This is a genomic window from Neobacillus sp. DFD-2R, from assembly GCF_057747865.1.
This window is the reverse complement of record NZ_CM173228.1, coordinates 1,241,569-1,266,354: the sequence shown is the minus strand read 5'-3', so window position 1 is coordinate 1,266,354 and position 24,786 is coordinate 1,241,569. Positions and strand designations below refer to the sequence as shown.

Here is a 24,786-nt window from a genome sequence, read left to right as displayed (position 1 = left end):
GGTGACCGAATGAAACATAAAAAAACTTATAATGCAAAAGAATTAAAAACTCCTCATGGGAGCCTAATTATCGAAGGTCCTATTTCTCCGGATATACTAGCAGGGTATGAATTCCATGAACACCTCACAGCTTTCCGCCAGCCTGCCGCTCAACATCAAGCCCTTGTTGGTATCGCAAAACTGGAGGAAGGCAGGATTGTTATCGCCAGACATCGGGAAACCATTGTTGGCTATGTTACCTATCTATATCCGGATCCTCTGGAACGTTGGTCAGAAGGCAAAATGGAAAATTTAATAGAATTGGGTGCCATTGAAGTAATTCCGCAATTTAGAGGCAGCGCTGTCGGGAAAAATCTTCTGATTGTTTCCATGATGGATGATGCGATGGAAGATTACATTATCATTACGACAGAATATTATTGGCATTGGGATTTAAAGGGTACCGGCACAAATGTCTGGGAATATCGGAAAATCATGGAGAAAATGATGAATGCCGGCAGCCTGGAATGGTATGCCACTGATGACCCTGAAATTTGTTCACACCCCGCAAATTGCCTGATGGCTCGGATTGGTCAAAGAATAGATACAGAATCCATTCAAAAATTTGATCGTCTTCGTTTTATGAACCGATTTATGTATTAAAACGAAAAGCGGAAGCGCCTTCCTTCTTGACAGATTGGCTTAGACCAAAGAGCCCCTAGGCGTGGAGCTAGACATTAAAAATTGTTTGAGTAGGGGAGATTTTCTGATGATAGTAGAAGAAATCATGAAAACAAAAGTTGCGAAGCTTACACCGACAGACTCAATTGCTGATGCCTTACGTTTAATGGAGGCAAAAAGAATCCGTCATATACCCATTGTCAACTCAGAAGAGCATTTAGTCGGTTTAGTAACAGCGGTTGGTTTACGGGATGTAACTCCATCCATCTTTCATACCAATGAACATTTAGAGGACTTACAAAAACCTATTGATTCTATTATGAAAAAGGACGTCATCTCCGGACATCCACTTGATTTTGTAGAAGAAGTAGCAGGCTTATTTTATGAACACAAAATTAGCTGCCTGCCCATCACGATGGATGGAAAACTCGTTGGAATTATTACCGAAACTGACCTTTTACGAACCATGGTTGAATTAACCGGAGCTCACCAGCCAGGTTCCCAAATTGAAATAAAGGTCCCTGACATAGCTGGAATTCTAAGTGATATTTCGGCCATTATTCGAAATCGGAAAGCCAATATTTTAAGTGTTCTTGTTTACCCGGACAAAAAGGATGATCGATATAAAATACTTGTAATTCGAGTGCAAATGATGAACCCTGTGCAACTGATTCAGGATTTGAAAGAAGCGGGACACCATGTTTTATGGCCGAATCTGCCGGGTATTTCTTTATGAAGGATCGTTGCTCCTTTATTTTTTCAGAAGAGCTGCTGAATTATAAATTCAGCAGTCATCATCCTTTCGATCAGTTCCGTCTTAAACTAACAGTAGACTTATTAAACAAAATTCATGCATTAGATAATAATCAGATTATTACTCCACGTAGAGCAACCATTGAAGAACTTTCTCTTATACATGATCCAAGCTACATTGATGCAGTAATAAGGGGCGGGCATGGAGAGCTTTCAAAAGAAGTGGCTGAAAACTATGGATTAGGGACCGAGGACACGCCTATTTTCCCAAATATGCATGAGGCCAGTTCTTTACTGGTTGGAGGAACCTTAACAGCTGTGGATCAAGTTATGACAGGACAAGCTACCCATGCTCTCCATCTTGGAGGAGGGCTCCACCATGGCTTTAGGGGAAAGGCATCGGGATTTTGTATTTATAATGACAGTTCAGTAGCAATTAAATATCTTCAAATGAAATACAATGCACGTGTGCTATATGTTGACACAGATGCCCATCATGGCGACGGTGTGCAATGGTCATTCTATGATGATCCTAGTGTTTGTACCTTATCTATCCATGAGACCGGCAGATACTTATTTCCGGGAACAGGGAATGTCAATGAGAGGGGTCAGGGCAAAGGATACGGTTATTCATTTAATATCCCGGTTGATGCCTTTACGGAAGATGAATCTTGGCTGGAGGTATATACTCACTCAATCAAAGAAGTAGCCGAGTTTTTTAAACCGGATGTCATCCTTACTCAAAATGGAGTTGATTCACATTATTATGATCCGTTAACACATTTATCAGCAACAATGAAAATTTATCGGGAAATTCCCAAGCTGGCCCATGCGATTGCCCATCAATACTGTGACGGTAAATGGATTGCAGTTGGCGGAGGAGGCTATGATATTTGGAGAGTTGTCCCGCGGGCTTGGGGTTTAATTTGGTTAGAAATGACTGAAAACTCAAATTGTTATGGGAGTTTACCCCAAGAGTGGATTGATAGCTGGCAAAAAGAAGCACCGGTAAATTTACCTGTGGAATGGGACGACCATGAGCACTTATACAAACCGATCCCGCGAAAGGCTGAAATTACCGAGAAAAATTTACGAACGCTTGAAAAAGCATTATATCCGATTCGAAGCCAGAAGAAAAGTGAGTCTATATAAAAAAATGGGTTGTCCAAATTAGGATAACCCATTTTTTCATTTATTTAGTTGATTGCCGATGTTCGATGCGATGTGGAAGAACAACAATTTGTTCACTTACTTTTTCTTTATTCATTAATTTTGTAAGCAGACGCATTGCAACAGCACCAATATCATATAATGGCTGAACAACAGTTGTGAGCTGCGGACGAACCATGAGTGAGAGCCTAGTATTATCCGAAGTAATTACCTCAAAATCTTTAGGTATTTGATACCCTTTATCCTCAGCACCGTGAACCACTCCAAGTGCCATTTCATCTGAACCGACTAAAATAGCTGTCGGCTTTTCGGAAAGTTCCACCAATTTATCAAAGGCTTCAATACCCGAATCATACGTATAATCTCCTTCAAAAACCAAATCTTCGTTATACGTAATTCCTGCTTCTTGAAGAGCTCTCCGGTACCCTTTTAGCTTCTTCTCCGTGTTTTTCGGTTCATGTAGTGGTCCCACTACAAAAGCAATATTTTTATGACCTTTTTCAATAAACTCTGTAACAGAATCAAAAACAGCTGCTTCATAATCGATATTAACGGAAGGAATTTTTTCCGTTTCTTCAATGGAGCCGGCAAGAACAATTGGAACCGGAGATTTTTCAAATTCCTCAACATGATCAGCAGTTATATTGCCTCCCATAAAAACGATCCCATCCACTTGCTTGCCTAACATCGTATTTAATAAGTGCAATTCTTTTTCTTTGTTTTGGTCGGAATTGCTTAATATAATATTGTACTTATACATTGTGGCAATATCTTCGATACCACGTGCCAGCTCAGCAAAAAAGATATTTGAAATATCCGGGATAATTACGCCGACTGTCGTTGTTTTTTTGCTGGCCAATCCTCTTGCTACAGCATTTGGACGGTATCCTAATCGTTCAATTACTTCTAAAACCTTTTTGCGTGTAACCGGTTTAACATTAGGGTTTCCATTCACTACACGTGAAACCGTTGCCATCGAAACATTGGCCTCTCTTGCAACATCATATATTGTTATATTCACGTTCAACACTCTCCTTAAAACAGACGTTATTTTCTTTATTTTACAACAGCATTCATTAACCTAGTCATCTTTCTTGTTTGTGATAAAAATAACAAACTTTATTTTATGTATTCAATAATACGATAAGAATAATAAAGCCGCAATTGCATTTGAAACTATTTTCATATTATTTTCTTTAATTAACAGAAAAACCTTCTGCAATTATGGTTGCAGAAGGTTTTTTACAGTGAGTGTGTCTTTAATTAGATACGAACAAAGTTTGATGAAAGTAATTCATTATAGAATTGGTCAAACTGTTTAAGATCCATTTGCTGTTGAGCATCAGAAAGTGCAACTGCAGGATCCGGATGAACCTCAGCCATAACTCCGTCGGCACCAATGGCTATAGCAGCCTTAGCAGCAGGTAATAGCAGGTCCCTTCTTCCTGTGGAATGTGTAACGTCCACAAAAACAGGTAAATGAGTCTCTTGTTTTAAAATTGGAACAGCAGAAATATCGAGTGTATTTCTCGTTGCCCGTTCGTACGTTCTAATTCCACGTTCACAAAGAATGATTTGTCCATTTCCTTGAGCCATAATGTATTCAGCAGCGTTAATAAATTCTTCAATTGTTGCAGCAATTCCTCTTTTTAATAAAACAGGTTTATTAACTGCACCGGCCGCTTTTAATAATTCAAAATTTTGCATATTACGTGCACCAATTTGAATGACATCAATATAATCACAAGCCATTTCAATGTCGGCAGGGTTAACAATTTCACTGATTACGGCCATACCATATTCATCAGCCACGCGCTTAAGAATTTTTAAACCTTCAACCCCTAAGCCTTGGAAATCATAAGGTGATGTTCTAGGTTTGTATGCGCCGCCTCGAAGAAGCTTTAATCCTTTTTCTTTCATAGCTTTTGCAACCGTTGCAACCTGTTCGTATGATTCAACTGCACAAGGACCAAATACGAAATGCGGCTTTCCATCCCCAACATTTTCACCTTTTAATGTTACAATAGTATCTTCTGCTTTTTTCTTACGTGAAACAAGCAGTGCTTTGCTATGGTCATCCTTTTGCAAATCTAATCCGGCTTTAAAGATCTCTTTAAATAGATGATCGATTGTTGCATTGTCAAACGGACCATCATTTTGCGCTTTAACATTATCGAGCATTTTTCTTTCACGAACAGGATCGTACCGGTATACACCTTGGTGTCCTTTAACTCGTCCAATCTCCTGTACAAGTTCAGCTCTTTCATTAATAATCCTCAATAATTCCAGGTTTAATTCATCGACACGTGTCCTTAATAGATCCAATTCATTATTGCCCATTATCCATCCCCATCCTTTCTTAAGCACCCGGTGTTTAATTACTTGGCTATTTTTAAACTTGCCTATTGATTTTCGCTCCAATCAACATAGTGTGCTAAATCGACAATGAGGTTTAACATAGCCAATTACTTAAATTCTGAATGCAGCAAAAAGTTGTCTTTGTTATCACTGACACAACTTTTTATGAATTTTTAATTTTTAAATAATTTTAATATAATTAGGCTTTATTATAGCGGAAATAAATTTCTTTGTCACGTCTTTTTTCTTTAGCGATTAGACGCTTTTAAGTATTAAAGCAATATATGCAATTACACTTTTTGTGTGCTAAAAATATAGCCTTTTTCAATAATAAAATAACTGGTATATGGATTTGGCACTCCAATTAAGGCTTTTAAAATAAGGATTTATTGATTTTCACCAAATGCCCCTACCAAAGAACGATTGGTTATTTTCCAATGAGAGGCATTCCACTGTGGTTCTCCGTTTGAAAACAAAATCGCCTGAGGTGATTCGTGCTTAATCTCGAATTTCTCTGCTATTTCATTTGACAACGGCCGTGATTCTTGGACAGCTAAAAAATAGGTAGGTACATCTTGATGCTCGCTGGCATATTTTTGATATTCTTGATATGCTGCGTGACTAACCGGGCATGTTAAACTATGTTTTAATAGAAAAAATGTTTCTTCTTTTTTCAATAATTCATCAAATTGTTCAACTGTATCAATTTTTTCTAACATTTCAAAACCTCCAATAATAGTAAACGGTGAAGTCATTTTAACACTTCACCGTTTCTATCACAAATAATATAAATTGATGTTGTTTGAAATCCTTAATGCTTTACCTTATATTCTTCCGCATCAAAGGCTTTTTTTGCTTCTTCTAATTTTTTTCTGATTTCAGAATCAGGCGTTTCCCCTGCATCAATTGACTTATTAGCGGCTGTTTTTTCTGCCGGATTATGAATCGTAATATATTGAATTTCTGATTTTCCTTCAAATTCCTCATTTGTTTTTGTTTTATTTTTTGCCTTATTCAATAAATCAGTTGACTGCTGAACAAAACCTTGAGAAAGCGATGAGGTTTTGTTCACAATTTCATTGCTCTTGTTTACCACGTTTTCGCGTAATTGGACCGTTTTTTCCATAAGAGATCCTGTTTGATTATTAAGGGAGTTCCGAAGCTCTTTACCTGATTTTGGTGCAAAAAGCAGTGCCGCTGCTGCTCCCACCATTCCGCCAATTAATGCACCAAGCAAAAAGCTATTCGAAGATTCCTCGTTTTTGTTTTGGGCATTTTCTCTTGTTTCTTGTTCTCTAGCGGTCATTTTTTATACCTCCTTAAAAAACTAGTTAGACCTAACCTTCTGCCTCTCTTTTGGAGTGCTTTCATTTTTTGATTGTTTTCTAGCCTTCCACTTATCCTTTATTTCTAACAGCACATCACTCCACTGGATGATTTGTGATACTTTTTCTTTGTTTTGCTCAACTTGCTTGTCAAATGAAGTTGAAATGTTTTTTAATGTGCCATTAAATTTACTCACTGTTGTACCCACGTCTTTTACCGCATCAACGACAGTATTTAAACTTTCCGCCTTGTGCTGAAAATCATCAGCAATTACGTTTGTTTTTTGTAAAAGTAACGTGGTTTCAGTTGTAACATCATCAAGATGTTTTTCTACTTCCATTAATGTTTTCGAAACACCCGTGAGAGTACCTTGAAGGGACTTAAGCGTTTTCACTAAATAAATCACCAGGATAAAAAACGCGACCGCAATCAAGGCAACGCTCAAGTATAAAATAATTTGCATCCCGCACCTCCGCTTAATCTATCATTATGTATTACCCATCCATAATGGATCTAAACCTCGCTATTTATCTTATATTACTTCAATAAATTTGTCTTGTTTTCCTGCAAAAATTTAATATTGGACTAGTTTTTATCCGGTGTTTATTTTTCAACATTCCACCTTCATTCGGGTACAATAGAAGTGTATCTTTATTATTTTTAGTTGGAGGCGTTACGAAAAATGAAAGATCCGCGTATAGAGAAACTAGCCAATGGTTTAATTAACTATTCTGTACAGCTTCAAAAAGGTGAAAAGGTGTTAATCGAAAACTTTGGCTTGCAGCGTGAACTTGTTACAGCTCTCGTAAAAGAAGCTTATTTAGCTGGAGGTTTCCCCTTTGTTCTACTTAAAGACCATCAAGTGGACCGTTCTCTACTATTAGGTGCTACGGAAGAGCAATTTAGCATGATGGCGGAGTTTGAAGCAAATGTAATGAGTAAAATGGATGCATACATAGGTTTGCGGGCAGGTAATAACATAAATGAGCATGCTGATGTACCTAATGATAAGATGAAAATTCATGGGAATACGATTGGCAAAAAGGTTCATCGTGATATCCGTGTTCCAAAAACAAAATGGGTTGTTCTTCGCTATCCAACTTCCTCAATGGCACAATTAGCTAAAATGAGTACTGAAGCCTTTGAAAACTTTTATTTCGATGTTTGTAACTTGGACTATGGAAAAATGGATAAAGCAATGGACAGCCTTGAGAATTTAATGAACCGTACCGACAAAGTCCGAATCACCAGTCCTGGTACAGATCTTACTTTCTCCATTAAGGATATTCCTGCCATTAAGTGTGCGGGCAGATTAAATATCCCTGATGGTGAAGTTTACACAGCACCTGTCCGTGATTCCGTTAACGGAGTTATTACATATAATACTCCATCACCTTATCATGGCTTTACATTTGAAAATGTTAAGCTAACATTTAAAAATGGAAAAATTGTTGAAGCTGAATCAAATGATTCGGAACGGATCAATAAAATCTTTGATACGGATGAAGGTGCAAGGTACATAGGGGAATTTGCAATTGGGGTAAATCCTTTTATTTTAAATCCAATGCAGGACATTTTATTTGATGAAAAAATAGCAGGGAGCTTCCACTTTACTCCCGGGCAATGCTATGATGATGCCTTTAACGGGAACCATTCCAATATCCACTGGGATATGGTGAATATTCAACGCCCTGAGTATGGCGGCGGTGAAATCTACTTTGATGATGTGTTAATTCGTAAAGACGGTCTGTTTGTTATATCGGAATTAGAAGGACTTAACCCGGAAAAATTAAAATAAGAAAAGCACAAGCGCCCGTTTAGCGAAGTACACTAGTCGCTTGGCGCTGGAGCTAGACAATTCTCAAAGCTAAAATTGATACTTTCTTATCTTTTAAGAAAAGCTCATGCGCCTTGTTTAGGGGCTGAAGCTAGACAGTTCTCAATGTAAAAGGATGCCGGCATCTGCCCGGCATCCTTTGTTTTTATATCGTCAATTGTTTTTCATAGGAATCTTGGAATTTTTGAATATCTCCTGCCCCCATGAAGATAATGACACTATTTTCATGTTCTTTTAACATTGAGGTATTTTCTTCTGAAAGAACTTCAGCACCTTCAATTTTATCCTGTAAATCTTTAATTGTTAACTTCCCATGGTTTTCTCTAGCTGAGCCAAAAATTTCACACAAATAGGCTTTATCGGCTTTACGTAAGCTAGCAGCAAAATCATCCAAAAATGCTTGAGTGCGCGTAAAAGTATGAGGTTGGAATACAGCAACAATTTCTTTATCCGGATATTTTTGATTTGCAGCATCAATGGTTGCTCTGATTTCAGTTGGATGATGTGCATAATCATCAATTAAAATTTGTGAACCAATTTTCTTTTCCGAGAATCTTCTTTTCACGCCCCGGAACGTATTTAACTGCTCCTTCACAACATTGACATCTATTTCTTCATAATGACATAGTGCGATAACAGCGAGCGAATTAAGCACACTATGATCCCCAAAAGTCGGGATGGAGAATGTATCATAGAATGTATTCCGAATAAAAACATCAAAGCTGGTTCCATTTGTTGTTTTCACAAGATTTTTGGCCTGATAATCATTTTCTTCCCCAAATCCGTAAAACAAGACCGGAACCTTTGCTTGAATTTTTTGAAGCTGCTCATCATCTCCGTAAGCAAATATCCCTTTCTTCACCTGAATCGCCATCTCTTGAAATGCTGAAAAAACATCATCAATATTGGCGAAATAATCAGGATGGTCAAAATCAATATTTGTCATAATTGCATAGTCAGGAAAATAGGACAAAAAATGCCTTCTATATTCACAGGCCTCGAAAACAAAATATTCAGCACCTTCTTCACCCTTACCGGTACCGTCACCAATCAGAAAGGATGTGGGTTTTGCCCCCTCCATTACATGGGCAAGCAAGCCTGTAGTAGAGGTTTTTCCATGTGCACCTGTTACCGCAACGCTTGTAAAGTTTTGCATAAAATCGCCCAAAAATCGATGGTAACGTACAATAGGAAGCCCTAGCTTCATCGCCTCTTGAATTTCTTCATGAGTATCAGGAAAAGCATTTCCCGCAATAATGGTCATTCCCGGCTTAATATTTTCCTTTCGAAAGGGAAGGATCTTTATTCCTGATTGTTCAAGGGCTTGTTGAGTAAAAAAGCGCTTTTCGACATCGGAGCCTTGCACCTCGAACTTCATATCATGCAGAACTTGCGCCAATGCACTCATTCCTGACCCCTTTATACCTACAAAATGGTAAATAGTCATGTAAAGAACCTCCAACCAACGTCTATCTGTAAAACAGTATATGACATCTTACTGTATTTGGTAATTATCAATAACAGTGAAACAAATTCTTAAAATAACATTTCATTATTATACCACTGTTTTTTCATAAAAACTATTTAAGTACTACTAAACCATATATTATTTGTCCACTGTCGCAAAGAATACCATTGATTAACTAATTGAATTTGCATCTTGCAAGGATTCTAAGTCCGCCTCAGTAATTAAGACCTCGCGGGGTCTGCTCCCCTTTGCACTGGATATGTACCCTTGAGTCTCCAGCACATCCATTAATCGTGCGGCACGGTTATATCCAATTTTAAATCGCCTTTGTAAACTGGATGTTGAAGCACCGCCTTGGTCGATGATAAACTCACAGGCTTCATAAAATAATTCATCTTCTTCTTCCGTTACTTGTGCCTTTTTTAAAAGCTCTTCCTGTTCGAATAAGTAATCAGGCTCCCGCTGCTCTCTTACATGGGCAACAACGATATCAATTTCTTCATCTGATACGAACGTGCCTTGGAGACGAACGGGCTTAGATGAACCATTTTCTAAAAAGAGCATATCGCCTCGTCCAAGTAATTTTTCCGCACCGCTAATATCGATAATCGTTCGGGAATCGACTTGAGATGAAACGGAGAAAGCAATTCGCGTCGGTATATTTGCTTTAATTAATCCTGTAATGACATCAACAGATGGCCTTTGAGTCGCAACAATGAGATGAATTCCACATGCTCTTGCTTTTTGGGCAATTCTGCAAATAGCTTCTTCAACATCTGCAGGTGACATCATCATTAAGTCCGCTAATTCATCAATAATTATCACAATAAACGGAAGCTTATCAGAATACCGTTTATGATTTATTGCCAGTTCATTAAAGCGATTTATATCGCGAACCCCTGTATGGGCAAATAATTCATAACGTCTTTCCATTTCATCAACTGCCCATTTCAATGCAGCAGTCGCTGCTTTTACATCCGTTATTACAGGACTGACAAGATGCGGGATTCGATTATATGGCGCTAACTCTACCATCTTTGGGTCAATTAGTAAAAGCTTCAAATCTTCAGGGCTTGCTTTATATAATAGACTAATTAAAATCGAGTTAATACAAACACTTTTTCCTGAACCGGTTGCACCGGCAATTAATCCATGCGGCATCTTTTTTAAGTCAGTAACGATCGGTTTACCGGAAATGTCAAGTCCCAGAACAGCTGTTAGCGGTGAAGATGATTCGCGAAAAACATTGCTTTGAATAATCTCATTGATTAAGACCGGTCTTGATTTTTGATTAGGCACTTCAATTCCAATTGTATGCTTCCCCGGGATAGGGGCTTCAATTCTAATATCTCTTGCAGCAAGGCTTAACTTAATATCATCGCTTAAATTCGTTACTTTGTTTACTTTTACCCCCGGCTCAGGTTGAACCTCAAAACGGGTAACTGAAGGACCTTGTGTAACATTTACAACACTAGCCCCAACATTGAAATTTTGTAATGTTTGGTTTAAAAGCTCTTGTTGGAATTGAATCCATTCCGTATCCTTTTCTTCTGATACAGGGGGATTTAACAAACCTGAAATCGGGAGCTCATATATACTTGACTCAGAAGCTGTCTGTGTTTCTTCTTTTAGCTCCGCGACAATCGGTTTGCTTTCTACTGCCTTTTCAATTTGCATTGTGCTTATTGGTATGTTTGGTCTCTGCTGTTCGACCCTTCTCTTCTTATTTTCTTCCCATTTTTGTTTATCCTGCTTTAACATCATCACATTAAATGGCAAATGGGATCGCCTAGGTTTTTTCACTTCAGGGTGTTCAATAACAGCATCCTCTTTTAAATCTGAAATAACTTCCTTTTCAAGTTGATTAGGAATAGTCTCATGTGAATTTTGAAGGCTGCCTAACTCAATTGAAGAGGCTTCCTTTTCAACGGCCAACACTTCTTCTTCTTCCTTAACACACTGACTTGGCTTAATTTCAATCGATTCACGAATTGAAACATCAGAATTTTGAAATAGCGGTTTTATAACTTCAGTTTCAGTAATTAATTCATCCTCTATAGGTAAAGGTTCTATCTGTGTTTCAAAATCTTTGCTTAAAAAATGGGAAAGTTCATGCTCGACTAAATCACTCATATTAGCGGCATTGTTCGGTCTGTTAAATCCAAAAACAGGTGAAGGGATTTCTGTTGGGTGAAATGGTCTTCGCATTCGCAGAGATTGTTCATTTCCCGTTTTAATCATTTCTTTTTTGACTGATGGAACTTCCATTGGTTCTGTCTTATTTCTTTCCGGGAGCCGTTCCTTTCTTTTCCGAATTGGTTCTTCTTTAGGTTTTATTATTTCTTCAGGAAAAGAATAAAGGACATTTCCTTTTGGATAATGATAAGAAATCCTGGCATCTATATCTTTAACGCCTTCATTCACACCATGATGCGGAAGAATCTCTTTTTTTTCTTTATGTATACTTTTTTCAACTAGTTCTTCCTCAATATCAACTTCCACTTCAACTTCTTTTATAAAAAAATGCAAAAAGTTGTGGATCCAGCTCAAAACCATCACTCTTTCTACTTTCATCTATCATTCTATTTTATCAGTAATTGCTAAAATTTCGACATAAAATCTCAGAATAAGTCGAAATACAGAGGAGTTGGTAATAAATTCAAATTTACAATGAAAAAAGACCACTATTTAACGTGATCCTTCCATTCTCACTACTTGTTTTTCCCTAAAATAAAAATCGGCTCCAATTCCCCATGTTCGTAAATAAAAGACAATGCTGTAATCGGAACACGACCATTTGCAAAAAAACTCATCGCCATTTGTGCTAAAACATCATAGCCTGTGTTATTTCGGATATCCGCAATGATCAAAACATCTTGATGCGGAACCGCAATAACCATGGTACCGGTTATTCGCTTCTTCATCTCATTCAAAAAGCCTTTATTTAAAATACGGCTGGCATCATATCCATCATTAGTGTTTAGAAAATAAAACAAATTACCCCTCACTTGATCTTCCTTTAATGGCGTGGAAAGTGATCTTACATTAAATAGAGCAATTTCCCTTATTCTGCTTGCTTCCCAACCTTCCTTTTCCAACACGCGTGAATCGATTAAGCGATAGGTTTTCCCCATATCCACAGCATAGTAGATTTTTGTTTCAGCTGTATGCTCATCAATTAAAAATGGAATCCCTTCTTCTGCCTCAGTAGGAAAAGAAGCAGAGCGAATAACGGGAAAGACATTTTTCTCATGATCGCTTAACCGGATTGGATCCTCCATGGCATTAAGCCCTTCTTCCACATAATAAACGACCTCATCGATGGCTTTTTCTTTTTCAATATGCCATTTGGCTACAAGACCTGACAATGAAATTGAAATCCCTTTACCGGTAGATTTATTTTCAATTCTAAAAACATCCTTCTCACGATCATAAGAAATGGCACGGTCAACTCTTGCCAGCCGTGATTCTAATTCCTTTTTCATTTGATTGCTAGTCATTTTCATCTTAAATCCCCTCCACTTTAGGAGCTGTATATTCTATATTACATTAAAAACCTCCATCTCAAAAGGAGATGGAGGAATAAATTGCTGAATTATTTCAACCCTGAAATAAATCCTTCGATTTCTTCTTGAGTTTTTCGATCCTTACTTACAAAACGGCCCAGTTCTTTTCCATTTTCAAACCCGATAAAGCTAGGTATGCCATACACATCTAATTGTTGGCATAAATCGATAAATTGATCCCGATCTACATGGATGAATGTGTACTCTTTAAATTTGGCTTCTATTTCAGGAAGAACCGGCTCAATAATTCGACAATCCGGACACCAGCCAGCTGAAAACATAAAGATTGTTTTCCCTTGATCTCGTAGATGCTCAAATTGCTCCATGGATTCTAAATTTTTCAATTTCCATACCCCCGTTTAAATTGATTCTGTAGGTTGGATTATATCACTTCCACTAAAATCATATCAATCGTACTGCTTTGCAGTCCAATTATTTGCAACATATATTATGTGGAGCCCCTTTATCGTTCCCAAATTCGGTAAAATGCAATCGGGATACGAAGGATAGAAATCCCTCTTATTTTATACTTTTAACAGAATAAGCAATTTTCCTCAACAATTTAGCTTCACTTTGCAAACTATTCGTTTTCGCTGATTTTTAAGAGATTTTTTTTATATTGATATTGGCCGATCAGGATGTTCATAAGATGGGTGAACATATCTACCCGGTTAATCAGGCCATTTGTAAAAATGCCGACAGCACCTTCGTGTTTCCGGACATTTTGCAGTTTGGCATAATCATCCATTACAGGACCAAGCTCTTCTCCTGCTCTTAATCTTATTGCGACTTCCTCGGGAAGAAGAAATCTAGCTCCCCCGGCAATAATCGGCTCAAAATCATTTGAGGCAAGAGCACCCCAGTTACAAATCAACATTCCTAGTTTCGTTTCTTGCACCCCGCCTTCGAGCCCGATTCCAATATCACCATCCCCATGTCTTAAAGCTCCCACAGCACGATTCACAGCTCCATTAATCGTTTCTTCGTCTGAAAACGGCTGCAGGTTAACCCCTGAAGGAATATCTAAGGAAATGAACTCAATGTTCCTTTCGGGCAGGACATTCCTCACAGCGTTAATTTTTGCCGGATTTTTTGATCCTATGATTATTTTCATTTTATTTTTTAATCTCCTTCTTTGAACAGATAAAAGAGGCATCTTCTAATGCCTCCAAAGAAAATATTTTATTTAGCAATTTGCTTTGATTGAATCTACAGTTGATTTATCGCATGCTTTAACAAGCTTGACTACTAATTCTTTTGCAGCAGCATAATCATCAATATGAACAATAGATGCATGAGTATGAATATAACGTGAACAAATACCGATTACGGCACTGGGAACACCTTCATTTGAAAGGTGAACGCGTCCTGCATCTGTTCCTCCCTGTGATACAAAGTATTGATAGGGAATTTTATGAGATTCAGCTGTATCAAGAACAAATTCTTTCATTCCGCGATGGGTTACCATCGATTTATCAAGAATACGCAATAAAGCTCCTTTACCCAGTTGGCCAAATTCAGTTTTACTTCCTGACATATCATTTGCAGGGCTGGCATCAAGGGCAAAAAAGATATCGGGTTTAATCATATTGGCAGCAGTTTGGGCACCGCGTAATCCCACTTCTTCTTGAACAGTAGCACCCGAATAAAGGATGTTTGGCAATGTATCATCTTTTAATTCTTGCATCAGCTCGATCGCTAAACCGCAGCCGTAGCGATTATCCCATGCTTTCGCCAAAATTTTCTTTTCATTGGCCATCGGAGTAAATGGGCAAATCGGTAAAATAGCTTGACCGGGCTTAACTCCAATCCGCTCTGCATCCTTGCGGTTATCTGCGCCAATATCAATAAGCATATTTGAAATTTCCATTGGCTTGCTTCGCTTTGCTTCATCAAGAAGATGTGGCGGGATGCTGCCCACAACACCAATAACAGGACCATTTTTAGTCATAATTTGGACACGCTGTGCTAAAAGAACTTGGCTCCACCACCCTCCAAGCGGTTGAAAACGAAGCATTCCATTATCTGTGATGGCTGTAACCATAAAACCTACTTCATCCATATGTCCTGCCACCATGACTGTTGGTCCATTCTCTGTACCTTTTCTTACACCAAAAATACTGCCCAGTTTATCCTGGACAATTTCGTCAGTATATTGAGACAATTGTTCCCGCATGAATTTTCTTACTAAATGCTCATTCCCGGGAGCTCCGGGGAGCTCCGTTAAGGTTTGGAAAAGCTTTATGGTTTGCTCGTTCATTTTCAGGCTCCTTTGGTTAGTTTTCTAAAAGCTTTATGTATAAATTAATTTTACCGATATTTCGAGCCTCTTACCAACAATTCATTGGATCATGTAATCATATCTTCCCCTCTTCAAATACGATATACTAAAAAGAGATTCAGGTGATTACTCTTCTTTCCAAATAAATATTTTGGAGGTCTATGATGAACTGGAAATCATTTATCCTTGGTGCAACAGTTGGTGTAATCGGCGGTTATGCCGTTAAGGAAATCATTTCAACTAAATCGGTTGTATCACCGGAAAAAGTTTTGGAGCATGTAAAAAAACAGCTTAAACAAAATGGTCCTATTAGCGGTTCGTGGATCCATATGGAAGCCGAACCGTTTGAAAAACAACAAATTCGTTATAATGTTTATAAGGGTGGCATTTCCAAAACCAACAATGGTGAAAATGAACAATATGAATTTATTGCAGATGCCTCTACAGGAACACTGTTAGATTTGCGACGGTTAAATAATAAACTTGCTTCATCATAACCCTAAAGGAGAGCCGTTTTTCTATTGCTGCGGCTCTCTTTTAATAGTTATGATTGTCCCAGTCTTTTTATACTTTCCACTATTTGGCCGTCTTCTCCCCATTTTACAGCCCGATAAAAAGCATCATGATAAAATGTAAACCAAGCGTTACTCTTTAATGCATTCGGAACCCATTTTTCTTTTGCCGCAATGGAGTCCATTGGGTAATCATCATACGCCATGACCCATAAACTATTTTGATGAGCATGAGTCGGCATAAGATCTGCCATGTGAATGGCCATCTCTCCGCCGTCTTCGATAATTATAATCGAATGGCCATCACTATGTCCGCCGGTATGAAACATACTAATTGGCCCCATGTTCCATGATTCCGCAAAAATGACAACCTGATTTTCAATCGCTTCCCAATTTTCTTTCCAGTATGTATTTTTTGAACGGATATTTGGGTTTCTCATTTCATCCCATTCAATTTGAGAAGTAATTATTTGGGCATTCGGGAAGGTTGAAACATATTTTCCTCCTTCAAGACGGGTTAACCCACAAGCATGATCAAAATGAAGATGTGTCATCAGTACATAATCAATTTTTTCCGGATTTAGCCCAAGTTTCTCCAGAGATGCTTCTAATTCTGATTCCTTCGTAACGCCATAGTTTCTTAATTGTTTTTCAGTCAATTTCCCTTTCCCGATTCCGGATTCAACCAAAAAAGTTTTCCCATCCATTTGAATTAAAATTGGGTCTGTAGGTAATTCAATTTGGTTCTTTTCATTATGCGGATACTTTTTGGACCATAGACCTTTCGGAACAACACCAAACATGGCGCCTCCATCCAAGTTTGTCACTCCTCCGGACAACCAGGTCAGTGAAACATTTCCTATTTGCAACGTTTCCATGTACTTCCTCACCCCTTATCTTTATTTTATCATTGGTAAAAAATTATTAAAAATAAAAAAGGACAGCTCAAGTAATGAACTGCCCAAGGAATTAATTTTGATATTTTACTTCGCACCGGTAGATACGGTTGCCCATTTCAGAAAATTTCTGTTCATATTCTGTCATGATGTTTCCTTGGTAATCACTTTTATGAAGATCAAGGCTAACATATTTCAATAATAATCCATACTCAGAAAAGCTCATTAAAGAATATTCAAATAAGCCTTGGTTATCCGTTTTAAAGTGAATTTCGCCGCCATCAACCAAAATATTTTCATAAAGTTTTAGAAAATCCTTATAGGTTAAACGCCTTTTTTCATGCCGAACCTTTGGCCATGGGTCAGAAAAATTTAAATAAACCCTGTCCACATCATTTTTCTCAAAGTATTTTTCTAAATCACCCGCATTTACATTTAACAGCTTTAAATTAGGCAAATCAACCTCAATTAACCGATCCAGTGCTGCGACGATGACGCTATCGTATAGCTCAATACCCATATAATTTATATGCGGATTGGCTTTTGCCATTTCAGTAACGAAACGGCCTTTTCCTGTACCAACTTCAATATGAAGAGGCTGATCGGTATTAAATACTTCACTCCATTTGCCTTTATACTGTTCAGGGTTCGCTACTATATATTGGGGATGCTGCTCTATTTTATCCTTCGCATAAGGTTTATTCCTAAGTCGCATTTTGACACTCCTAAAAAAATAATATCGTTCAAAACATAACATTCTAACTAAACACTTGCAAGCCATTAATGTTAAAAATACAATTTTAAAAAATGAATAAACAAAAAAAGAATTCACAACCTAACTGTGAATTCTTTTTTATATTCACTTGAGAGGGTGTGCTTTCATGCCATTAAGTCATCAGGACCAAGTTACATTACTTAAAGATATATTAAACAATCATCAAACTGATTGTTGCGGATCGGTAGCAGAATGTGAACAATTGGAACGCTTAGTAAAATCCCTTATGGTAAATGCACAGGTTGATCAAAATGTCAAAAATATTTTGCAGGAGGTATATGAATATAGCCAGCATGGTGCCGGAACTGCCGATTTAGATCAGCACATACTTTCCAACCAGGAAAACTTATCAGATTGGGTCAGCAATATTGACCAGTTTTCTTAAAGGTTAAATTCCATTTAAGAACTCAATCCATTTATCCATTTCCTGCAGGCGATTTTTGTTTTTATGCCATTGAATCGACGATAAAGTTTGCAGTGCCACATACCACTTCATTCTTAATCTTAAATGGTCGGTCAATTTTTTTCCATACATGGCAAGCCAAGCTTCCCAGTTTTCCTCAGGAATGTACCAGTAAAGAAGTAATCCTAAATCTATCGCCGGGTCTGCAATCATTGCTCCGTCCCAATCAATTAAATACAACTGGTTGTCTTCAGCAAGCAGCCAGTTGTTATGATTGACATCACCATGGCAAACGACCATTTCTTCAGAAAAAACATTTACCGCTTCTTTTTTCAAAAAGTTGATTGTTTTTTGGACTTCCGGTAACGAAAGAACTTCATCATCCAATTCATCTTCTACAGTTTGAAAAATAGTGTTAGGATGTAATGGTGATTTTTCTAGCCGACTTAACATTCCGAGCATTGGCTCTGAGCAATGAATTTTCTTAAGAAGCTTTGCGACAAGCTCCTGATTCATCTCAGACGGTTTAAGCTCTCTGCCGGTAAGCCATTGTTGTGCAGTTATTACGTCTCCATTTTCCAATCGTTTCGTCCAAACAAGCTTTGGGACGATGCCTTCTGCTGATAATACTGCTAGGAATGGAGAAGAATTGCGCTTTAAAAAAAGCCTTTGATCTTCATACCTTGCATAAAAGGCTTCCCCGGTTGCGCCTCCCGCAGGGACAATTTCCCATTCTTGTCCTAATATATGTTCCAAAATTGTTCACCTTCAATTTATGCCGTTCTAATGGGCTTTTAGTCTCCCATCAATTTACAGAGGTAGTCTCTAGCTGCTGGAAGGTTTTATATATCGCAATCATTTCAACAGCTTTTATTTTAAAAAAATAAAAAAAGCTATTGAAACCATTGCACAATAGCCATCTTTATAAATTTTATCTCCTATATGCTTTTTTAGTCAAGTACATCTGAAGAAACTATTTTTTTGCTAAAACATTAAGACAAACTGGTTCTATCGTGACTTTCCCTCCGGCCACAACCCTTTTGGAATAATTTCCAGAATGAAGATGGTCCGCGAGAATCATCCATTTTCCCTCTGGAATTGAAATCGTATGCTTCTCCGGAAAAGGGTTAATCAAAACCACTACTTCATTGAAATCACTATCTTTATTCTGATATAAAAAACCTAAAATGGACTCACTGTTGGATAAAAGCTGCATATTGGTACGGATTTCCGCTGCAGACCTCATCCGAAAACAGGATAACGCTTTCCGTATCGCAATTAGCCCTTTGATGTAATTTATATTTTCTTCGTAACGACATTTTCGATCCCAATCAAGTTGATTAATAAAATCCGGTGACCGATAGCTGTTTCCATCCCCTTGTTTTGTTCGAAAGAACTCTTGACCGCTGTGAAGAAAGGGGATTCCTTGTGACAATATAACGATTCCTGTGGCCAGACGGTGATAGCTCATTCGCAAGAAATCGTCCGCATCATGATGACATGAGATGAGTTTATCCCACATCGTATGGTTATCATGGCATTCGATATAATTAACGGATTGGTATGGCTCATTAAATAGACCATTTTCCGGTCTTTTAAAACCGATACTGCCGGACAGCATCTCGCAGGCAGCCTCATAGTAATGCGCATTTCCTAAGGCATATCCTTTTTCAAATATATTAAAGGTACTGCCTTTAATCGTATCCCTAAATTTATCATTAAATTGGGCTATTGTAGGCATCTTCGACTGATTACGAATAATCGCCTTTTGCTCAATAGGCAGCGGGGTGTTAAGATTCCATCCCTCACCAATAAGCAGTGTACCCTTTTGCAGACTTTCACAAGCCTCTCTCACCTCAGACATTGTCTTAACATCCAAGATCCCCATTAAATCAAAACGAAATCCATCGATATGATATTCTTTTATCCAAAAGCTGATGGAATCAACGATGAATTTTCTGACCATTTTCCTTTCAGATGCAATATCATTGCCCACACCCGTCCCGTTCGATGGCAAACCAAACTCATTATGGCGGAAGTAATAACCTGGAACTATTTTTTCAAAAGAGGATTCTTCCCGAATATAGACATGATTAAAGACCACGTCCATAATTACTCTGAGTCCTGCACTATGGATATTATCAATTAATTGCTTTAATTCTTTAATTCTGGAATAGGGGTTAGAAGGATTAGTAGAATAACTGCCATCGGGAGCATTAAAATGGAGTGGGTTATAGCCCCAGTTATAATCCTTACTTCGTTCCAATTCATCCACACCTGCAAAATCATTAAAAGGGAGAAATTCAATATGGGTGATGCCTAACTCCTTTAGGTACGATAATCCTGTGGCCTCACCATCCCGACCCAGTGTATTTAACTCTCCCGCCCCTAAATATAGCCCCTTATTTTTTACTCCGCTATTTTGATGAATCGTAAAGTCCCTAATATGTGTTTCATAAATAATAGCATCAACAGGGTTTTCCAATGCCGGAAAAGCAGGTTTCGGCCTATTGGTTTTATCAAGTCTCACAATAACTCCCAACTCACCATTGGCCGTTACAGCCGTTGCATAGGGATCTACCGCCTCACGCCACTCCTGATTCACAAGAACAAGGTAAGTATATTGATAGTTATCTAAATCCTTGGTAACAACAGCTGACCAAATTCCCTTTTCCTCCCGTTTCATCTTTACAATTTCAGAAAAGAAGGTAGCTGGCGGACGTAATTTTAACTTAACTTGAGTAGCTGTCGGGGCCCAAAGCTTAATGAGGGTTTGATTGTTTTCATACCGAACACCAAGATCATCCCCGTCATAATAAAATTTTTCATCAAAAGCATCTGTTCGGATCACTGCCCCTATTTGAAGATCTGTTTTTCCGCCATGCTCATCAATGATCCAATATGGTTTACCAAAAGAAATTTCCTCTGCTAGCTGACATGTATATTTATTATTGCTTTCGATTTGACTCTTCCCCATGATTTTCAAAGGAAATGTCTGACAATCACTTGTGATCGAGAAAGAAGATGACAATCCCTGATGATAGGAAAGCGGAAGAAGAATCGTAATGATGTTCATCTCATCCAAATAGGCAAAGAAATTTCGTTCAGTTGAAATCATTCGAGTCCCTCTCTTTCAGACTAGCTTCTTCCTTACTTCGTCTTCTCGTTAACACTTTTACTGCCTTGGATTGAAGATATATAGTTATTGGAGTACATCCGATAAACTCTCCATCTGCATGTACATATAAAGGAGAGTTAGATTGTATTGAAACAAAGCTTCCTTTTATGGTTTTAACTTCTTTGAAATGGATATGCTTACCCCAAAAAACACTAATAAAGACAAATAAGAGCTTCAACCTTGTAAGCTGATGAACTACTGTTATATCGAAAATCCCATCATCCGGCTCTGACCCGGGTGCAATTTTCATGCCCCCGCCGTAGTAAGGTTGATTAGAAACGGTAACAAACCATGTATGTTCAAATATATGCTTTTTCCCGTCAATTGATAAATCAATTGTTGTGCATTTATAAGTAAATAGTTTTTTCAAAAGAAAATAGAGATAAATCAACCGTCCCAATGAAAGATTATTAAATAAGGCTTTCATTGGGGATTGATTCACTTCATTTGATATTAAAGCATCAAATCCGGCGCCCATATTGTTTATAAAGTAATAGTTTGTTTGATCTTGCATCGTAATTTTCCCGATATCAATTAATGATACGTCTTTTTTCATAAGCCGGAGGATTACCTTTAATGCCATTTCCGGGTCAAAAGGAATTTGAAATCCCCGGGAAAAATCGTTACCTGAGCCGCCTGGTATAAATCCAAGAATGATATTTTTATATTTTACCATTCCATTCATCACTTCATGCATAGTTCCGTCACCGCCGACAGCAATTAGTATTTTTTTTCAAGGTCCCGCGCTGCAATTGTGACGGCAATACTTTTAGCATGACCGGGATACTCAGTAAAAAAAGCCATATAAGAGATATTTTTATTCTTCAGTTTTGGCTCGAGCCTTTTCCATATTTTTAAACAGTTTCCGTTTCCCGCTTTAGGATTAATAATAAAGTAGATTTGTTCCATACAACCAACCTTTAACCTGAAAATTCTTTTTTCGTTAAATTAAAGGAAATACTGTTTTCACTTCGTATTTTGGCAATTTATTAAGATGTGTTTGGTATAGAACTACCTCAGTTGCTTCAAAAGCCAGAGGTTCCGGCTGAATTTCCTGCCACAAAGCAAGGAGCTGCGTTTCAAAAGGATCTTCACCTACCCACTTTCTTGCAAGGGTAATATGCGGTCGAAACGGCCTGGTTTCAAGCTGGAATCCTGCCTTCTCACATGCCGAAAACACCTTTTTTCTCACTTGCTGCAGCTGTGCATTTTCCAATGTATCCGCCCAAAAAATACGTGGCGAATCTGTTTTCCCAAAAATTCCAAGCTTATTAATTTGCAGCTTTAGAGACTCTGAATGAGTTAAGGCCTCTTTTACGTTTTTTTCAGCGTCACTTAGTTTTTCTGGTGGAGCAAAGCCCAAGAAAGCCAAAGTTATATGCAAATCCTGATAGTGTACCCATCGGCTAAAAGGAAAGGCAACCTTCAATTTTTCACAATGGTCCTTCATGATTAATTTTGTTTCTTCAGGGATTTTAACAGCAAAGAAAAAATGTGTTTGATGTTCCATGGCTTTTCATTCCTTTACTTAATTTTAAGCTATTTTACCCAATTTGTATCTAATTTGCCGTGAACAGTTATCCGATATTTTTTACTTCATTAAGGATTTTATTTATGATAATAAAGAGGAGAAAAAAATTTAATCCATGAAAGGAAGGCAAACAATGAAGGTTGTAAACAATATTGCCGAATTGATTGGGGAAACACCATTAATTAAACTCAATCGATTAGCTCCTAAAGGAGGAGCCTCTGTTTACTTAAAGCTGGAGTTTTTTAACCCAAGCAAAAGTGTAAAAGATCGGGCAGCTTTTAACATGATTATCGAAGCGGAAAAAGCCGGCTACCTTAAGGAAGGTTCAACTATCATTGAGCCGACCAGTGGAAACACCGGAATCGGAATTGCCATGAATGCTGCTGTACGCGGCTATAAATCAGTGATCATAATGCCTGATACAATGACACCGGAGAGAATTAATATATTAAAAGCATATGGTGCAGAGGTTGTGCTTACTCCCGGGGATGAAAAAATGCCCGGAGCGATAAAAAAAGCACAGGAATTAGCCAAAGAAATTCCCAATAGCTTTATCCCAATGCAGTTTGAAAACAAAGCAAACCCTGATGCCCACCGTTATTCGACAGCACTTGAAATTATCGAAGCAATGCAGGAAATCGGAAAGCCGCTTTCTGCTTTTGTTGCAACAGCCGGTACAGGAGGAACCATTACCGGTACAGGTGAAACGCTGAAAGAACATTATAAAAATTTAACCGTCCATGTAGTAGAACCAAAAGGTTCACCTGTTTTATCAGGCGGAAAGCCTGGCAAGCACAAGCTTGTAGGGACAAGTCCCGGGTTTATTCCTGAAATACTGAATCAAGATGTATACGATGAAATTCATCAAATAAAGGATGAAGAGGCCTATGAAATTACCAGAAGGTTAGCAAGTGAAGAGGGCATCCTCGTCGGTCCATCATCGGGTGGAGCCTGCTTTGCCGCTATAGAAGTAGCCAAACGGTTATCGCCCGCCGAAGTAGTCGTTTGCATTGCTTGTGATACAGGAGAAAGATATCTTTCAAGTGACCTGTTCCAGTTTGAATAAGAAAAGCGGAAGCGCCCGTTTAGCGAAGTACACTAGTCGCCGGGCACTGGAGCTAGACAGTAATCTTTGTTAAAATATACTTTCTTATCATTTTAAGAAAAACAGACGTGCCGCCCAGCACGTCTGTTTCCATTAAAAAACGATCTTATCAACAAGGTTTCCGCATTGTTTTTCTATTTCCTGATCAAACAATTCCTGCAGTTTTCTTGTGAGGGGACCAACTGCACCACCGTTTATTTTGTTTCCATTAATTTCAACAATCGGCATTACCTCAGCCGTCGTACTGGAAAGGAATACTTCATCCGCCTGTTCAAGCTCTGCTAAACTGAATGTCCGCTCTTCGACAGGGAGACCTTTTTCGGAACAAATCTGTAAAATAACATCTTTTGAAATTCCTTTTAAAATGAAATGATTAGACTCATGCGTGATAATGACACCATTTTTCACGATAAAAATATTGGACGAACTTCCTTCTGTTACTTCATTACCGCGATGTTGAATAGCTTCAAAGCATCCTTTTTCACTCGCTTTTTGTTTTGCTAATAAATTACCGAGCAAATTTAAACTTTTTATATCACAGCGGAGCCAACGGATATCTTCAGTAAGAATTGTTGTTACACCGGACTTCAAATTCCCAACAGGCCGGTTCAATTCTTTTGTATAAGCTACTAGAGTAGGAATGACATTTCCTGTTGGAAAAGCATGATTCCGCGGTGCGGATCCCCTTGTAATTTGCATATAAATGATTCCTGTTTGAAGATTATTTTTTACAATCAGCCCTTTAAGCATTTCCGTTAAATGTTCAGCTGTATATGGAATAGCTATACCCAATCTGTCAGAACTTCTGACAAACCGATTTAAATGCTCCTTAAGCGTAAACATCTTCCCATTATAGACCCGGATAACTTCATAAACTCCATCGCCAAATTGGTATCCGCGATCTTCAATATCAACTTTTGCTTCCGAACGGTCAATGAGGTCCCCATTTAAAATAGCAAATTTCATT

General features: G+C 38.1%; 26 protein-coding genes. 7 read left to right on the top strand and 19 right to left on the bottom strand.

From position 1 onward, the window contains the following. Positions 1 to 9: 9 nt before the first annotated feature. The 3 genes from AC3ANV_RS06100 (at position 10) to AC3ANV_RS06090 (ending at position 2,565) form a co-directional block, all read left to right on the top strand. A complete protein-coding gene (locus AC3ANV_RS06100; RefSeq protein ID WP_488312753.1) occupies positions 10 to 642 on the top strand; it encodes a GNAT family N-acetyltransferase in 633 nt (210 codons plus the stop codon). 106 nt (positions 643 to 748) lie between these two features. Then, positions 749 to 1,396 (top strand): acetoin utilization AcuB family protein, encoded by a 648-nt coding sequence (locus AC3ANV_RS06095; RefSeq protein WP_488312752.1) that lies wholly within the window; start codon positions 749 to 751, stop codon positions 1,394 to 1,396. Continuing rightward, positions 1,393 to 2,565: an acetoin utilization protein AcuC gene (locus AC3ANV_RS06090; protein WP_488312751.1), complete on the top strand. Its 1,173-nt coding sequence runs from the start codon at positions 1,393 to 1,395 to the stop codon at positions 2,563 to 2,565. The genes AC3ANV_RS06095 and AC3ANV_RS06090 overlap by 4 nt, the downstream gene beginning before the upstream one ends. A 40-nt stretch (positions 2,566 to 2,605) precedes the next feature. Here the strand turns inward: AC3ANV_RS06090 and ccpA are convergent, their stop codons facing one another. From ccpA to AC3ANV_RS06065, 5 genes are all read right to left on the bottom strand, one after another. Continuing rightward, on the bottom strand, positions 2,606 to 3,604 hold the full coding sequence (gene ccpA / locus AC3ANV_RS06085; protein ID WP_488312750.1) for a catabolite control protein A: 999 nt from the start codon (positions 3,602 to 3,604) through the stop codon (positions 2,606 to 2,608). Positions 3,605 to 3,846: 242 nt separating this feature from the next. After that, positions 3,847 to 4,923, bottom strand: coding sequence for a bifunctional 3-deoxy-7-phosphoheptulonate synthase/chorismate mutase (locus tag AC3ANV_RS06080; protein WP_488312749.1), 1,077 nt, complete (start codon positions 4,921 to 4,923; stop codon positions 3,847 to 3,849). A gap of 404 nt (positions 4,924 to 5,327) precedes the next feature. Then, a complete protein-coding gene (ytxJ, locus tag AC3ANV_RS06075) occupies positions 5,328 to 5,660 on the bottom strand; it encodes a bacillithiol system redox-active protein YtxJ (protein WP_488312748.1) in 333 nt (110 codons plus the stop codon). A gap of 92 nt (positions 5,661 to 5,752) precedes the next feature. Beyond that, the gene (locus tag AC3ANV_RS06070) at positions 5,753 to 6,247 is read right to left on the bottom strand and encodes a YtxH domain-containing protein (RefSeq protein ID WP_488312747.1); all 495 of its coding nucleotides are present in this window, start codon (positions 6,245 to 6,247) and stop codon (positions 5,753 to 5,755) included. Positions 6,248 to 6,268: 21 nt separating this feature from the next. Beyond that, positions 6,269 to 6,730 carry a DUF948 domain-containing protein gene (locus tag AC3ANV_RS06065; protein WP_488312746.1) on the bottom strand — a complete coding sequence of 154 codons (462 nt, stop codon included), beginning with the start codon at positions 6,728 to 6,730 and terminating at the stop codon, positions 6,269 to 6,271. Between the two features lie 219 nt (positions 6,731 to 6,949). Here AC3ANV_RS06065 and AC3ANV_RS06060 point away from each other — a divergent pair, with 219 nt between their 5' ends. Next, positions 6,950 to 8,065, top strand: a complete 1,116-nt coding sequence (locus AC3ANV_RS06060; protein WP_488312745.1) for an aminopeptidase — start codon at positions 6,950 to 6,952, stop codon at positions 8,063 to 8,065. A 184-nt stretch (positions 8,066 to 8,249) separates the two neighbouring features. On the opposite strand, the gene murC is transcribed toward AC3ANV_RS06060, so the two are convergent. The 6 genes from murC to AC3ANV_RS06030 all read right to left on the bottom strand — a co-directional run bounded on the left by murC (position 8,250) and on the right by AC3ANV_RS06030 (position 15,398). Beyond that, a complete protein-coding gene (gene murC / locus AC3ANV_RS06055) occupies positions 8,250 to 9,551 on the bottom strand; it encodes a UDP-N-acetylmuramate--L-alanine ligase (RefSeq protein ID WP_488312744.1) in 1,302 nt (433 codons plus the stop codon). A gap of 192 nt (positions 9,552 to 9,743) precedes the next feature. Beyond that, on the bottom strand, positions 9,744 to 12,122 hold the full coding sequence (locus tag AC3ANV_RS06050) for a DNA translocase FtsK (RefSeq protein WP_488312743.1): 2,379 nt from the start codon (positions 12,120 to 12,122) through the stop codon (positions 9,744 to 9,746). A 161-nt stretch (positions 12,123 to 12,283) separates the two neighbouring features. Further along, positions 12,284 to 13,072, bottom strand: coding sequence for a DUF1444 domain-containing protein (locus AC3ANV_RS06045; protein ID WP_488314147.1), 789 nt, complete (start codon positions 13,070 to 13,072; stop codon positions 12,284 to 12,286). Between the two features lie 95 nt (positions 13,073 to 13,167). Beyond that, positions 13,168 to 13,482, bottom strand: a complete 315-nt coding sequence (locus tag AC3ANV_RS06040; protein ID WP_488312742.1) for a thioredoxin family protein — start codon at positions 13,480 to 13,482, stop codon at positions 13,168 to 13,170. A 236-nt stretch (positions 13,483 to 13,718) separates the two neighbouring features. Continuing rightward, on the bottom strand, positions 13,719 to 14,252 hold the full coding sequence (locus AC3ANV_RS06035) for a DUF84 family protein (RefSeq protein ID WP_488312741.1): 534 nt from the start codon (positions 14,250 to 14,252) through the stop codon (positions 13,719 to 13,721). A gap of 72 nt (positions 14,253 to 14,324) precedes the next feature. Continuing rightward, positions 14,325 to 15,398, bottom strand: coding sequence for a M42 family metallopeptidase (locus AC3ANV_RS06030; protein WP_488312740.1), 1,074 nt, complete (start codon positions 15,396 to 15,398; stop codon positions 14,325 to 14,327). Positions 15,399 to 15,583: 185 nt separating this feature from the next. Here AC3ANV_RS06030 and AC3ANV_RS06025 point away from each other — a divergent pair, with 185 nt between their 5' ends. Continuing rightward, positions 15,584 to 15,916 (top strand): PepSY domain-containing protein, encoded by a 333-nt coding sequence (locus AC3ANV_RS06025; RefSeq protein WP_488314146.1) that lies wholly within the window; start codon positions 15,584 to 15,586, stop codon positions 15,914 to 15,916. Between the two features lie 47 nt (positions 15,917 to 15,963). On the opposite strand, the gene AC3ANV_RS06020 is transcribed toward AC3ANV_RS06025, so the two are convergent. Next, a complete protein-coding gene (locus tag AC3ANV_RS06020; RefSeq protein ID WP_488312739.1) occupies positions 15,964 to 16,809 on the bottom strand; it encodes a YtnP family quorum-quenching lactonase in 846 nt (281 codons plus the stop codon). Between the two features lie 91 nt (positions 16,810 to 16,900). Continuing rightward, positions 16,901 to 17,542 carry a tRNA (guanosine(46)-N7)-methyltransferase TrmB gene (gene trmB, locus AC3ANV_RS06015; protein WP_488312738.1) on the bottom strand — a complete coding sequence of 214 codons (642 nt, stop codon included), beginning with the start codon at positions 17,540 to 17,542 and terminating at the stop codon, positions 16,901 to 16,903. A gap of 166 nt (positions 17,543 to 17,708) precedes the next feature. Between trmB and AC3ANV_RS06010 the strand changes: the two genes are divergently transcribed. Beyond that, positions 17,709 to 17,987 carry a YtzH-like family protein gene (locus AC3ANV_RS06010; RefSeq protein WP_488312737.1) on the top strand — a complete coding sequence of 93 codons (279 nt, stop codon included), beginning with the start codon at positions 17,709 to 17,711 and terminating at the stop codon, positions 17,985 to 17,987. A gap of 3 nt (positions 17,988 to 17,990) precedes the next feature. Here the strand turns inward: AC3ANV_RS06010 and AC3ANV_RS06005 are convergent, their stop codons facing one another. The 5 genes from AC3ANV_RS06005 to thpR all read right to left on the bottom strand — a co-directional run bounded on the left by AC3ANV_RS06005 (position 17,991) and on the right by thpR (position 22,693). Then, positions 17,991 to 18,761 (bottom strand): phosphotransferase, encoded by a 771-nt coding sequence (locus AC3ANV_RS06005; protein WP_488312736.1) that lies wholly within the window; start codon positions 18,759 to 18,761, stop codon positions 17,991 to 17,993. Positions 18,762 to 18,978: 217 nt separating this feature from the next. After that, entirely contained in the window at positions 18,979 to 21,123 is a 2,145-nt protein-coding gene (gene pulA / locus AC3ANV_RS06000; RefSeq protein ID WP_488312735.1) for a type I pullulanase, read from the bottom strand. Further along, positions 21,110 to 21,880 carry a diacylglycerol/lipid kinase family protein gene (locus AC3ANV_RS05995; RefSeq protein ID WP_488312734.1) on the bottom strand — a complete coding sequence of 257 codons (771 nt, stop codon included), beginning with the start codon at positions 21,878 to 21,880 and terminating at the stop codon, positions 21,110 to 21,112. Before AC3ANV_RS05995 ends, pulA begins: the two co-directional genes overlap by 14 nt. A gap of 23 nt (positions 21,881 to 21,903) precedes the next feature. Then, positions 21,904 to 22,092 carry a diacylglycerol kinase family protein gene (locus AC3ANV_RS05990; RefSeq protein ID WP_488312733.1) on the bottom strand — a complete coding sequence of 63 codons (189 nt, stop codon included), beginning with the start codon at positions 22,090 to 22,092 and terminating at the stop codon, positions 21,904 to 21,906. 34 nt (positions 22,093 to 22,126) lie between these two features. Then, positions 22,127 to 22,693 carry an RNA 2',3'-cyclic phosphodiesterase gene (gene thpR / locus AC3ANV_RS05985; RefSeq protein ID WP_488312732.1) on the bottom strand — a complete coding sequence of 189 codons (567 nt, stop codon included), beginning with the start codon at positions 22,691 to 22,693 and terminating at the stop codon, positions 22,127 to 22,129. 154 nt (positions 22,694 to 22,847) lie between these two features. On the opposite strand from thpR, the gene cysK reads away from it, so the two are divergent. Next, positions 22,848 to 23,780, top strand: coding sequence for a cysteine synthase A (gene cysK, locus AC3ANV_RS05980; RefSeq protein ID WP_488312731.1), 933 nt, complete (start codon positions 22,848 to 22,850; stop codon positions 23,778 to 23,780). 132 nt (positions 23,781 to 23,912) lie between these two features. Here the strand turns inward: cysK and dat are convergent, their stop codons facing one another. After that, positions 23,913 to 24,785 carry a D-amino-acid transaminase gene (gene dat / locus AC3ANV_RS05975; RefSeq protein WP_488312730.1) on the bottom strand — a complete coding sequence of 291 codons (873 nt, stop codon included), beginning with the start codon at positions 24,783 to 24,785 and terminating at the stop codon, positions 23,913 to 23,915. Position 24,786: the final 1 nt, after the last annotated feature.

Coding starts and splice junctions, on each gene's coding strand:
- AC3ANV_RS06100 (WP_488312753.1), top strand. CDS start 10: ATGAAACATAAAAAAACTTATAATGCAAAAGAATTAAAAACTCCTCAT.
- AC3ANV_RS06095 (WP_488312752.1), top strand. CDS start 749: ATGATAGTAGAAGAAATCATGAAAACAAAAGTTGCGAAGCTTACACCG.
- AC3ANV_RS06090 (WP_488312751.1), top strand. CDS start 1,393: ATGAAGGATCGTTGCTCCTTTATTTTTTCAGAAGAGCTGCTGAATTAT.
- AC3ANV_RS06080 (WP_488312749.1), bottom strand. CDS start 4,923: ATGGGCAATAATGAATTGGATCTATTAAGGACACGTGTCGATGAATTA.
- ytxJ (WP_488312748.1), bottom strand. CDS start 5,660: ATGTTAGAAAAAATTGATACAGTTGAACAATTTGATGAATTATTGAAA.
- AC3ANV_RS06070 (WP_488312747.1), bottom strand. CDS start 6,247: ATGACCGCTAGAGAACAAGAAACAAGAGAAAATGCCCAAAACAAAAAC.
- AC3ANV_RS06065 (WP_488312746.1), bottom strand. CDS start 6,730: ATGCAAATTATTTTATACTTGAGCGTTGCCTTGATTGCGGTCGCGTTT.
- AC3ANV_RS06060 (WP_488312745.1), top strand. CDS start 6,950: ATGAAAGATCCGCGTATAGAGAAACTAGCCAATGGTTTAATTAACTAT.
- murC (WP_488312744.1), bottom strand. CDS start 9,551: ATGACTATTTACCATTTTGTAGGTATAAAGGGGTCAGGAATGAGTGCA.
- AC3ANV_RS06045 (WP_488314147.1), bottom strand. CDS start 13,072: ATGACTAGCAATCAAATGAAAAAGGAATTAGAATCACGGCTGGCAAGA.
- AC3ANV_RS06035 (WP_488312741.1), bottom strand. CDS start 14,252: ATGAAAATAATCATAGGATCAAAAAATCCGGCAAAAATTAACGCTGTG.
- AC3ANV_RS06030 (WP_488312740.1), bottom strand. CDS start 15,398: ATGAACGAGCAAACCATAAAGCTTTTCCAAACCTTAACGGAGCTCCCC.
- AC3ANV_RS06025 (WP_488314146.1), top strand. CDS start 15,584: ATGAACTGGAAATCATTTATCCTTGGTGCAACAGTTGGTGTAATCGGC.
- AC3ANV_RS06020 (WP_488312739.1), bottom strand. CDS start 16,809: ATGGAAACGTTGCAAATAGGAAATGTTTCACTGACCTGGTTGTCCGGA.
- trmB (WP_488312738.1), bottom strand. CDS start 17,542: ATGCGACTTAGGAATAAACCTTATGCGAAGGATAAAATAGAGCAGCAT.
- AC3ANV_RS06010 (WP_488312737.1), top strand. CDS start 17,709: ATGCCATTAAGTCATCAGGACCAAGTTACATTACTTAAAGATATATTA.
- pulA (WP_488312735.1), bottom strand. CDS start 21,123: ATGATTTCAACTGAACGAAATTTCTTTGCCTATTTGGATGAGATGAAC.
- AC3ANV_RS05995 (WP_488312734.1), bottom strand. CDS start 21,880: ATGCATGAAGTGATGAATGGAATGGTAAAATATAAAAATATCATTCTT.
- AC3ANV_RS05990 (WP_488312733.1), bottom strand. CDS start 22,092: ATGGAACAAATCTACTTTATTATTAATCCTAAAGCGGGAAACGGAAAC.
- thpR (WP_488312732.1), bottom strand. CDS start 22,693: ATGGAACATCAAACACATTTTTTCTTTGCTGTTAAAATCCCTGAAGAA.
- cysK (WP_488312731.1), top strand. CDS start 22,848: ATGAAGGTTGTAAACAATATTGCCGAATTGATTGGGGAAACACCATTA.
- dat (WP_488312730.1), bottom strand. CDS start 24,785: ATGAAATTTGCTATTTTAAATGGGGACCTCATTGACCGTTCGGAAGCA.